This window comes from Aneurinibacillus danicus (assembly GCF_007991215.1).
GTDB lineage: Bacteria > Bacillota > Bacilli > Aneurinibacillales > Aneurinibacillaceae > Aneurinibacillus > Aneurinibacillus danicus.
In genome coordinates, this window is record NZ_BJXX01000275.1 from 1 (window position 1) to 1,145 (window position 1,145).

1 protein-coding gene is annotated in these 1,145 nt (G+C 44.4%); it reads right to left on the reverse strand.

All coding sequences use genetic code 11. From position 1 onward, the window contains the following. Positions 1–19: 19 nt before the first annotated feature. A protein-coding gene (locus tag ADA01nite_RS21705; RefSeq protein ID WP_281286062.1) for an IS630 family transposase occupies positions 20–1,062 on the reverse strand; the annotation gives its coding sequence in 2 pieces (ribosomal slippage) (positions 20–559 and positions 562–1,062; 1,041 coding nt in all). Positions 1,063–1,145 lie beyond the last annotated feature (83 nt).

A 1,145-nucleotide genomic window follows, 5' to 3' on the forward strand; every position in this document is an offset into this window, starting at 1 on the left:
TATAAGTTGAATTTAATTTTTACATTTTAATACAAAGTCTATCAATGACTATCTCAGGCATCTGGTTAATAGAGGAAATAAACGCTTGTACATGTTTGCGGATGTCTTGGACAGATTTGTGGAACACATTGTAAATGACGGCACTTTTCAGCCATTTCCACAATCCTTCAATCAAGTTCATTTCCGGGCTGTAAGGCGGCAAGAATACAAGCTCTAGCCGGTTCTGATTTTCTTCTAAAAAAGGCTGAATGAGACGGGCATGATGAATGCGGGCATTGTCTAACACCATGACAATCTTGCCTGTCGGGTACTGTTTCAGCACATGCTGAAGAAAACGCAGAAAAGCTTCTGCATCGTATTGTTCCTCTTCTACGCAGTGTACGCGGCCTGTTTCATAGTTCAGTACGCCAATGAGCTTGACTCCGTGATGCTTGCCATAAGTCGGAATGATGCGCTGCTTTCCGCGCAGAAACCAGGTGTACTGCACTGCCTGATAATCACGAATCATGCACTCGTCCTGAAACAGAAGATGAGCGATTTCTTCATCCATCAGTTTTTTTTAAAAGCAGGAAACGTTTCTTCCCGGAACACCCTTTGCTTCTCAGGGTCTGCCTGGGCAAGAGTATACGTTGGCTTGGTGTAGCTCAGGCCAAGGCTTCCGAGCAGACGCGACATGCCACGTAAGGTGTAGGTTTTCTGCCATTTCTGTTCGACAAGTGCTACAATAAGAGCCAATGTCCAGTTGTAGCGGGCTTCAAATCCTACATCTACCGGAAGATGATGGACGATGATGTCTACCAGTTCCTGTTCTTGTTCTGGTGTCAGTTTGTGAGGCGCACCGGGCGATGCATGGCGCATGAGCCCCTCTAAGCCTTGTTCCCGGTAGGCTTTGACATATGTGCCCACCGTTTTTTTATTCCGGCCAATGATGGCACTGATTTGCTCATATTTGTACCCCTGCAGAAATAAAGAAATGGCTTGGTAGCGTTCATACATTCGCTTGTCTTTTGTCTGTTTCATCGCTTGTTGTACAGTTTGCAGTTCTGTTGGATGAGTATTCATGTCTATTTCTCCTATCCCGTTCCTAGTTTGTTTGCTTCTATTGTAACACAGGATAGAAGAAGAATTTATTTAATTCAACTTAT